Here is a 10,138-nt window from a genome sequence, read left to right on the forward strand (position 1 = left end):
GTGGCTCACACTGATTATGGCACGGATATACGGATAGTTCAGGGAGTGGGGGAGTGGCTCACACTGATTATGGCACGGATATACGGATAGTTCAGGGAGTGGGGGAGTGGCTCACGCTGATTATGGCACGGATATACGGATAGTTCAGGGAGTGGGGGAGTGGCTCACGCGGATTATGGCACGGATATACGGATAGTTCAGGGAATGGGGGAGTGGGGGAGAAATAAAAATAAGAATAATTAACATGAACTTGACTCAAATCAGCAAAAAAATTATTCTACATAAGTTAATTACTTGATAACTGAACTGTTATCTAAGTATAGCATTAATGCTTGGTAATTGGTATAAAATTTACCACCTATTAGGATAATTATGAATACTCAAAACCATCTTCGTAACCTTCAACATCAAACAATTATTGAACGGGCTAAATATCCAAAAAACCGAGGAAAAACCAACCCTATAGACCGCTATCAAATAGGAGATAATCCTATGTGTGGAGATCGCATTGAACTAACAATAAAATTTAGTCAAACAAAGCAAATTATAGAAGATATAAAATTTCAAGGAAAAGGTTGTGCCTTAACCATTGCTTCCGCAGATTTAATGGCAGAAATATTGTTAGGAAAAACTAGAGAAGAAGCATTAGAAATAACAGAAAAATTTCGTCAAATGCTCAAAGGAGAAATTAGTCTTTCCGATAATTTACCAAAACTGAATATATTTCAAGGAGTTTCACAATTTCCCATCAGAATTAAATGTGTTTTACTAAGTTGGCACACCCTGAAAACAGCACTAGAATCACCAAATTAAAGAAGCACCTCAGTGGGTAGGGACGTTGCATGCAACGTCCGTACAGAGTAGATACCAATTAGTGGCAACAAAGTTGAGTTTTTGTATATCTATACATTAGACATATCCAATAATAAAAAATAAAATCAATCATCCCGCAGAAATCATCAATTATTTCTCCCTACTCCCTACTCCCTCTTTTCTGGAGATGTCTATTATTCTGAAAATCACTAAAATGTGCTTGAATATAATAGCAACTAAATCTATTAATAAACATATATGGCCACCAGATTAATTAAACTAGAAGATGGGATTTTAGTTGAAGCAGAAGTTCCAGACAATGAAGCCAAACCAATTTCTACTAATGTTATTAAAAAAGTTAAATCTAGTTTTGCTAAAGTTAAACCTATATTAATAAATATTAGTCGTCCAATTACTGAAGCTTGGCAATAAATTAACAAAGATATGGAAATTGAACAAGCTGAGGTGGAAGTTAATCTTAACTTTGAAGGGGAAGGTAATCTATATATTCCAAAAGGAACAACTGGTACAAATTTAAAAGTTAAATTAGTGCTGAAACCGAAAAAATCATACCAAATCTCTCTTGAAAAAGTAGATTAAAAAGCTAAGAATAATTAAACAAATGAAGGGCTATATTGGCTACTTTAGACATTTATTTCTCTGCAATTGTTACTCTACTATCATAGAAAGATTTAGAAGAATCTATTGTTTTAATTACCAGTACTATTGACAAATAAAGCAAATGTTATTGGTACTGGGTTTCCTTTTTATCGGGAGCAACATTATACTGATTTTCTAACTTGTGCCCATGTTCTTGAAAATGTGGGTGGAAAAGAGAATGTATTGGTAAATAATATTCCCTCGAATATTCCCTCGCTATAACAAGATGAAAGTTAATATCATTGCCACATTAGAAAAGTCATTAATAGCAAATATTTCCCCATAAATCTGTCTAATTTGATTACTTTACCTAATTTACTTAGGGATATTATGAATCATGTTAAGATTCTAGGTCTAACTGCAGACTCTTCGCGGAGCAAAATGTGCCTCTGATACCAATTTGAAAAAAGAATCTTACAAATAGTTTCAAACTTTAGATGTCGAATAATTTGCTGAAATTACTGAATCATAAAAGTTTTGAGCTATAAAATCATAATGCATGACTTTTGACTTTTGACTTTTGAATTCCGGAAAAGTATTAACTGTTATTGTGCTAGAAATGGGGAAAATGAAAGATATACTAACAAAACAAGCCTGGTTTTCCAATGTCCAAAAAGATTTATTAGCAGGCGCTGTAGTTGCCTTAGCCTTAATTCCTGAAGCCATTGGTTTTTCTATTATTGCTGGTGTCGATCCGAAAGTAGGGTTGTATGCCTCATTTTGTATTGCTATTGTGACAGCTTTTTTAGGTGGGCGATCGGGAATGATTTCCGCAGCAACCGGAGCTATGGCATTGCTGATGACAAGTTTAGTTAAAGATTATGGTTTAAATTATCTATTCGCAACCACTATTCTCACAGGTATCCTGCAAATTTTTCTAGGATGGATTAAGTTAGGAAATCAAATGAGATTTGTTCCTAGAGCAGTAATGTTAGGATTTGTCAATGCTCTGGCAATATTAATTTTTGACGCTCAACTAACTCAGTTTGAAGATGCTTCTATTTGGGTTTATATAATGGTAGCAGCAGGATTAGGCATTATTTACGGGTTGCCTCGCATCACTAAGGCAATACCTTCTCCTCTAGTTGCTATTGTTGTAATCACTGGTTTCACACTAACTACGGGATTAGATATACCTACTGTAGGAGACATGGGAACATTGCCAGACACTCTACCCAGTTTTGCCCTACCAATAGTACCGCTAAACTTTGAAACCCTCGATATTATTCTGCCTTATGCTTTGGCACTTTCTTTAGTGGGGTTACTAGAATCATTCTTAACAGCTAATGTTATTGATGACCTCACTGATACTTCTAGCGATAAAAATCAGGAAGCAGTAGGACAAGGAATTGCTAATATTGTCGCCGGATGTTTTGGTGGAATGGCTGGATGTGCGATGATCGGTCAGTCTATGATTAATATTGGGTCTGGTGGGAGGACGCGACTTTCGTCTTTGAGTGCAGGCATTTTTCTGTTTGTTTGTATTATTCTGCTCAATAATTGGGTGGCGCGTATTCCTATGGCGGCCTTAGTTGCAGTGATGATTATGGTGTCTATAAGTACCTTCCATTGGGATTCTATTTGCAATCTTCGTCGAGTTCCCAAGAGTGAAACAGCAGTAATGATGACAACTGTATTTATGACAGTTTTGACTCATAACTTAGCTATTGGAGTAGTTGTTGGGGTAGCGTTGAGTGCTATTTTCTTCAGTCGTAAAATTGCTGCGCTGATTTTCGTTGACTCTTATTTAAAAGAAAATGGTGTTGAGCGTATTTACAGCGTTAATGGTCAAATCTTTTTTGTTTCTGTGGAAAATTTTCTCAATACTTTTGATTTCCGCGAACACCTGGAGTCTGTAACTATTGACCTAACTCATGCTCATTTATGGGATCAATCTGCTGTCGATGCAGTAGATAAAGTTGTACTACGTTTTCGCAGACGGGGTATTAAAGTACATTTAATTGGGTTGAATGAGGCAAGTGCAACTTTATTAGACCGTTTGACTACTCATTCTAGTAAACAAACTATTTTTAAAGAGGGACGGGTTATTCATTAGATTTAGGGAGTAGGGAGCGTTCAACAATTAATAATTAATAATTAATAATTAGGGATTGCTGATTAAATATCAAAACATTAACAGATAAAGGTTTTAGCCTTTTTGGCTTGAAAAAAGTGCTAGCTTTTTGGTCTAAAAAGTTCAAAAAGTTAGTATTGAGGGCAGACAAAGGCAGAAAAATCAAGGGACAACTCTTCTTTCTACCTCCTCTATAATTTCCTTTTCTCCTGACTCCTGACTCCTGACTCCTACCCTTGCCAAAAGACTTTTTCAGCAAACCCTAATTACTTCTCCTTGAAAACGGATAGGATTGACGCAAAAGGGAAAAATTTTTCTTTTTTCTCCTTTAAAAGAGAGGCTTTAAACTTTAATTATTCGGTAAACATAAGTACGGGCGGGTTCCTCGTTAAATTAATTGCTCAACATTAAATTGAGATAAACTCGCCCCGTCTCCCACATAATTGCCATACTAGCCTAAATATGATAGGGTGAAAAAACTCTGATCGAAATAGCTATATTTTTACATCAAAACTAATGGAAATAGGAATTGCTATATTTGGTGCAGGTCGTTGGGGAACTCACCTAATTCGTAACTTCTGCAATCATCCTCAATCTCGTGTTATCGCCATAGTAGACCCTAACCTAGAACAATTAAAAGCAGTTCAAAAACGCTTGCAATTGGACAAAGATATCGTATTACTAGAAGATTGGACAAAAGCTTTAGAGTTACCAGGAATAGAAGCAGTGGCGATCGCTACTCCTGCTTCCACCCACTACGAAATTATTAGTGCTGCTCTGAAAAAAAGTTATCACGTTCTTTCGGAAAAACCTTTGACTCTTGAATATTCAGAGTCAGTGGAATTATGCAAATTAGCCGAACAACAACAACGTCAACTTTTTATCGATCATACTTATTTATTTAATCCAGTTGTCCAAAGTGGTCAAACTATTGTAGCAGAAGGTAAATTAGGAGAGTTACGCTATGGGTATGCTACACGTACTCATATTGAACCTGTACGCCCAGATGTAGATGCTCTCTGGGATTTAGCAATTCACGATATCTGTATTTTGAACAGTTGGCTCAATCAAAAACCTGTAGAAGTACAAGCAAATGGCACGGTTTGGCTACCTCAACAACCCCCACAATCAGATTTAGTTATGGCTAAACTGACCTATCCTAGCGGTTTTCAAGCTTTTTTACATCTGTGTTGGCTAAATCCCGATAAACAACGTCGTTTAGGAGTAGTCGGTACCCAAGGAACATTGATTTTTGATGAAATGTCAGCAGATACACCTTTAGTTATTCAGCATGGTTATTTAGAAGAACAAAATAATCGCTGGAAAGCAGTAGGTGTCAGTCGGGAAGTTTTAGCGATCGCTAAAGCTGAACCTTTAGGTCAAGTATGCAATGAATTTTTAAATTGTATTCGTCAGAATACAGCTTCACAAATTTCTTCTGGTTGGGTAGGTGCTGAATTAGTAAGAATCTTATGCGCTTTAAATGATTCTCTTCAGCAAGGAGGAAAAGTAATACCAGTTTAATAAGAATGGTAAAGTGTTTCCAGTGCGGGCATCTTGCCCGCGACTGGTGTACCTTACCTAATATGAAATAGGCTGTAATTATTCTTATCTCCCCTACTCCCCCACTCCCCTACTCCCCTACTCCCCTACTCCCCTACTCCCTACTCCCTACTCCCTACTCCCTACTCCCTCTTTGAGAATTTAAGTGAACTTCAGTTTTAATAGCTTGTTTTTCCTTAATTGGCATCATAATATCAACTGTAGTTCCTAGGTCTACTCCCTCACTATAGAGATGAATACTGCCATTCATCATTTCCATCAGACCACGAGAAATAGCTAATCCTAACCCATTTCCTCCAAACTTACGAGTTTTTGTACCATCTACCATCACAAAAGGCTGAAATAGTTTATCTTGTTCCTCTGGACTAATACCAATTCCCGTATCTTCAATCTTAACTAAAACCTGGTCTTCTTTCCCTCTATAATTATCAGATGAATTATTTGTACTTTCAGCAACAATTGAATTATTGTACTCTTGGCTAATATAAATATTAATACTTCCTTTTTCCGTAAACTTAATTGCATTACCGATCACATTTTCAAACACTTGCTTCAACTTTTCTTCGTCAGCATTAACAATTATTACTTGTTCGGGAATATTTAGTTTTAATAATAAAGATTTTTGTGCAATATATTCTCGAAATGAATCTATTGTTTCATGTAATAACTTACCAATATCAACATCCTTCAAATATATTGATAAAGTTTCTGAATCAATTCTACGAATATCTAGGATATCATCAATAATTCCTAGTAAATGAATAGCAGAATCATTGGCTTGTTTCAAAAACTCCATTTCTTCTTCTTTCGTGTCACAAAATCCATCATAAATCAATTGAATAGAGCCAATAATTCCATTGAGAGGAGTTCTTAATTCATGGGAAATATTAGCCAAAAATTCGCTTTTTAACTGGTTAGCAACTTGAGCTTCTTTAGAAGTAATTTCTAGTTGATCTGCCCACCTTTTCAGCCTGTATACCATTCTCTCCAATGCAATTGCTAATTGATTAAATTCACGAATTTTTATAGTTCTAGGTACTTTATTGGGAGAGTCTAAATCATTGACAGCAAAAGCATAATCTCTAAGTTTTTCTAAAGGACGAGCTAAATCGCGAGCCAAATAAATAGTTGCCATAACACTGGCAGCAACTAAACCAAAAATCATAATAATTAGAACTTTTTGAACTTCTCTAAGACCAGATAAAGCAAAGTCTATAGGTGTAATAGCTAAAACAATCCACTGTCGATCCTCATCACGGTCTACAGGACTAGAAGTTGGTGCATATCCTACTAAAAATTCATCATCTGCTGATAATTTGAGTCCCAATAATTCAGGCAATATCTTTTTAAATTCATCAATAAATTCTCTCAGAGAATTACTATTACTATTTTTTGAAACATCTATTTCTTCAAAAGAGAATATGTGGGCAAAATCTTTTCTACCTTCCTGTGCATTTCTGATAATACTTTTGAGCCTTTCTGCATCTGGTCCATCAGAAATATTACCCCCTACTCTATCAGGATCTGGACTAGCTAAAATTGTACCTTTATAATCAATTACTACAGTTGAACCTGCCAGTGAACCTCTTCTTCTATTAGTTTGCATTGGTAAATCTGACCTAATGCTTAAGGCATAGCGCAATTGTCTTTCACTACCTTTAGCAACATATACTGGTACACTCAAACCTAAGCTGACTTGTTTTTTCTGAGTAACTGTATCATCACTTGAGATACTATCTGAGTTTAACTGTTCTGGCCATATATAGCTTATGCTAATATTAGACATATCTCTAACTAGCTGTTTCTGCTGCAGAGGCCACATACTCAGTGATGGAGAATTTATCGATTGATCGTCACAAGTATTAGCTATAATCTCAGAAGTCTGTAAGTTACTCAATTGAACGCATCTTACCTGATTTGGTAACATTTGGTATAATTGCTCAACATATTTTTGATACTCTTCAGTTTGACCAGATTGAAGTACATAGCTTTCGCTAGCATTAATTAGATTAGATTCTAGAGATTTAGCCCATTGTTGAATATTTTCGGCCTTTCTGTCTGCGCTTTCTTTCAGATTTTGACGAGCAGTGTCTAGAAGTGTAGAACGTGCTTTTCTGTAGATGATATACTGCCCCAGTATTAATACTGGTACAGTAATTAGTAAAATTCGCGACAGCAGAATCCTACGGAAGGAGGATTGAACTTGCTTAATCATAGGATGTTTTACTCAAGCTGCAACTTGCAGCAATTTTGACAATTATTTGTGTTTTTACTTCTGAGGATCTCCGAAAACTATAATTATTATCTATGAATATGGAACTTATCAAAATTTAATTAATTTTATTTGAGTTTTTTTATATATTAACTCTTCCATGGTATACCGTATTTGATAATATTGCCTAGTGCCGCTATGCGGAAGTTAAAAGTCAAAAGCGAGTGCGTAATTCTGAGGTTTCCTCAGAATGTAAGACGCACATCTGACAGTTAAAAGTCAAAAGTATTAATTTGTAATTGTTTGAGAATTTTTTAACTGGTCAGTTATTTCCGCCATCCTGCACTAGGCAATATAAAGTACTAAACTCAAAAACCTGCGATATTCTGTCATTAATACAAATATACTTTCATCACATAACTCCTTACATTTAAAGTTATATATGCTAGATTATTGTTCATAGAAATTTTTCATATGTAGTTCTACTCATTATAAAATATATCTTTAGTAGCTGCCATATGTAAGCATTCAGCCGTCAGCCATCAGCTATCAGCTATTGCTTTTAGTTTATGATTAAAGCAATATTTAATTGTCTTACTACAAAAGTTGGCTCTCTTGCCTTTAAAGTCTATATTAATTTAAAAACTGTCTTATATGATAGATTCTTGTTGCTGATAGCTGAATGCTGAGTGCTGAATGCTTACTGCCATATAGTAAAGTTAAGAAGTAAATAACGAAGAATCAAATCAAGAGAAACATAGATCGCCACAAGTACTTTGATAAATTCTTCAATAATTGTAGTTGATACTCATCATCTTTGAATATCCAGCAAAAACATATCTAAAAATTTAAAACTCAACAAACTGTACTTATGAATATAGGAATCTGGGTCTTAGGAGACCAAATCAATATTAATCAAGCAGCTCTTCAAAGTTGTGCTGAAAAAGATAACATTTTTGTGATTATGATTGAATCCTTAGAACATATCCAAGTTCGACCATACCATCAGCAAAAATTAGTCTTAATCTGGTCAGCTATGCGTCATTTTGCTGTTGAGTTGCGTCAAGCAGGTTGGCAAGTTACGCACACAATATCCACAGATTTTGAAACACCACTTAAACACTGGATCGAAACTAATCAAATTACTGAACTACGGGTAATGAAACCCAATGACAAACCTTTTCTTGAAGTCATTAAAAATCTCCAAATTCCCTGCAATATTACAATAATTCCTAATAATTTGTTTATTTGGCATGAAACAGAATTTCAAGCATGGGCTAGAAATAGAAAACGCTTATTAATGGAAGATTTTTATCGAGAAGGACGTAAACGTTTTAAAATTTTAATGAATCAAAATAAACCTGTAGGAGAAAAATGGAATTTTGACAAAGAAAACCGCAAATATCCCAAAGGCAAATTCAATACACCAGAAACTTTATGGTTTAAACCAGATGAAATTACTAGAGAAGTTATTAATCAAGTTAAAAATTTGAACTTTACTAAATATGGAGAAATAGAGCCTTTTCGTTGGGCGGTAACTCGTCAACAAGCACTACAAGTACTAGACAATTTTATTCAAAATAGTTTGCCTAATTTTGGTGATTATCAAGATGCCATGGTAACAGGGGAAGAAACCTTATGGCATTCTTTACTTTCTCCATATATTAATCTTGGTTTACTACATCCTTTAGAAGTAATTAAAAAAGTAGAGTCAGCTTATCACAATCAACAATTAAAACTAAATAGTATAGAAGGTTTTATTCGGCAAATTTTAGGTTGGCGAGAATATATGCGGGGTGTTTATCTTCTCATGGATGATGAATATTCTCAGTCTAATTGGTTTAACCATAAACACCCACTTCCAGAGTTTTTCTGGGATGCTAATAAAACAGATATGAATTGTTTACATCAAGTTCTAATTCAAGTACAAAATACAGGTTATGCTCATCATATTCAACGTTTAATGGTATTGAGTAATTTTGCTTTAATTTCTGGTATTTCTCCTCAAGAGGTAGAAAATTGGTTTCATGCAGCATTTATTGATGCTTATGATTGGGTTATGCAAACTAATGTTCTAGGAATGGGATTATTTGCCGATGGAGGTATTCTGGCATCAAAACCTTATGCTGCTTCTGCAAATTACATCAACAAAATGAGTGATTATTGTAAAGGCTGTGTTTACAACTGGAAAGAAGGAAGAAGGAAGAAAGAAGAAGGAAGAAGCGGTGCAACCCCGCGTCGGCGACAGACGCAAGCGGTTAGACCCAGCGACGATGACAGTTGCAAGGTAATGCTGACCAAGAGAGGGAATACGCATCAAGAGAGGAGCAAGTGTATGGGGACTCAAACCCCAACCAATTATAAACATCATGTAGATGGCGGGGTATTAAACCCAAAAGACAAGGGTAATAATTCACCAGCTTGTCCATTTAATTATTTCTATTGGGATTTTCTGGCCAGACATCGGGATAAACTTAAATCCCAGGGTCGTATGAACTTTGTTTTGGCTAACTTGGATAAAATGGACTCTGAAGAATTAGAAAACATTCATCTCAAAGCAGAACAATGGCACTCTCAAAAGACTTCTTGCAGAAGTCAGGGAATAATTAATAATTAATAATTAATAATTAGGGCTTGCTGAAAAAGTCTTATGGGTGTGCGGTTGGTGACAACCCACCCCTCGCCCCTCCTCACAAGGGTAGGTTTTTTACATAAGATGCTAGTGGAGGTGAGACTTGGAGGACAAGGAGGGAAAGTAGACAAGGAAGAAAGAAGTTTTTGTATATTACGAAGTATTCACAACAAAAGATGATTGT

General features: G+C 35.4%; 8 protein-coding genes. 7 read left to right on the top strand and 1 reads right to left on the bottom strand.

The genetic code is table 11. The features are described from left to right. Positions 1–372 precede the first annotated feature (372 nt). The 6 genes from sufU (at position 373) to F6K54_RS32070 (ending at position 5,071) form a co-directional block, all read left to right on the top strand. The gene (gene sufU, locus F6K54_RS32045) at positions 373–813 is read left to right on the top strand and encodes a Fe-S cluster assembly sulfur transfer protein SufU (protein ID WP_293087035.1); all 441 of its coding nucleotides are present in this window, start codon (positions 373–375) and stop codon (positions 811–813) included. 258 nt (positions 814–1,071) lie between these two features. Continuing rightward, positions 1,072–1,245, top strand: coding sequence for a hypothetical protein (locus F6K54_RS32050; RefSeq protein ID WP_293087038.1), 174 nt, complete (start codon positions 1,072–1,074; stop codon positions 1,243–1,245). Between the two features lie 12 nt (positions 1,246–1,257). Next, positions 1,258–1,413: a CU044_2847 family protein gene (locus F6K54_RS32055; RefSeq protein WP_293087040.1), complete on the top strand. Its 156-nt coding sequence runs from the start codon at positions 1,258–1,260 to the stop codon at positions 1,411–1,413. A 126-nt stretch (positions 1,414–1,539) separates the two neighbouring features. After that, a complete protein-coding gene (locus tag F6K54_RS32060; protein ID WP_293087043.1) occupies positions 1,540–1,695 on the top strand; it encodes a hypothetical protein in 156 nt (51 codons plus the stop codon). A 346-nt stretch (positions 1,696–2,041) separates the two neighbouring features. Then, complete coding sequence (locus F6K54_RS32065) at positions 2,042–3,529, top strand: SulP family inorganic anion transporter (RefSeq protein ID WP_293087045.1); 1,488 nt, start codon at positions 2,042–2,044, stop codon at positions 3,527–3,529. A 534-nt stretch (positions 3,530–4,063) separates the two neighbouring features. Beyond that, entirely contained in the window at positions 4,064–5,071 is a 1,008-nt protein-coding gene (locus tag F6K54_RS32070; protein WP_293087048.1) for a Gfo/Idh/MocA family protein, read from the top strand. Between the two features lie 154 nt (positions 5,072–5,225). Here F6K54_RS32070 and F6K54_RS32075 read toward each other — a convergent pair whose 3' ends face one another. Next, a complete protein-coding gene (locus F6K54_RS32075; RefSeq protein ID WP_293087051.1) occupies positions 5,226–7,325 on the bottom strand; it encodes a HAMP domain-containing sensor histidine kinase in 2,100 nt (699 codons plus the stop codon). An 868-nt stretch (positions 7,326–8,193) separates the two neighbouring features. Here F6K54_RS32075 and F6K54_RS32080 point away from each other — a divergent pair. Beyond that, positions 8,194–9,939, top strand: a complete 1,746-nt coding sequence (locus tag F6K54_RS32080; protein WP_293087054.1) for a cryptochrome/photolyase family protein — start codon at positions 8,194–8,196, stop codon at positions 9,937–9,939. The last annotated feature ends 199 nt before the right edge of the window (positions 9,940–10,138 follow it).

The sequence above is a fragment of the Okeania sp. SIO3B5 genome (assembly GCF_010692555.1).
Lineage (GTDB): Bacteria > Cyanobacteriota > Cyanobacteriia > Cyanobacteriales > Microcoleaceae > Okeania.

Coding starts and splice junctions, on each gene's coding strand:
- sufU (WP_293087035.1), top strand. CDS start 373: ATGAATACTCAAAACCATCTTCGTAACCTTCAACATCAAACAATTATT.
- F6K54_RS32050 (WP_293087038.1), top strand. CDS start 1,072: ATGGCCACCAGATTAATTAAACTAGAAGATGGGATTTTAGTTGAAGCA.
- F6K54_RS32055 (WP_293087040.1), top strand. CDS start 1,258: ATGGAAATTGAACAAGCTGAGGTGGAAGTTAATCTTAACTTTGAAGGG.
- F6K54_RS32065 (WP_293087045.1), top strand. CDS start 2,042: ATGAAAGATATACTAACAAAACAAGCCTGGTTTTCCAATGTCCAAAAA.
- F6K54_RS32070 (WP_293087048.1), top strand. CDS start 4,064: ATGGAAATAGGAATTGCTATATTTGGTGCAGGTCGTTGGGGAACTCAC.
- F6K54_RS32075 (WP_293087051.1), bottom strand. CDS start 7,325: ATGATTAAGCAAGTTCAATCCTCCTTCCGTAGGATTCTGCTGTCGCGA.
- F6K54_RS32080 (WP_293087054.1), top strand. CDS start 8,194: ATGAATATAGGAATCTGGGTCTTAGGAGACCAAATCAATATTAATCAA.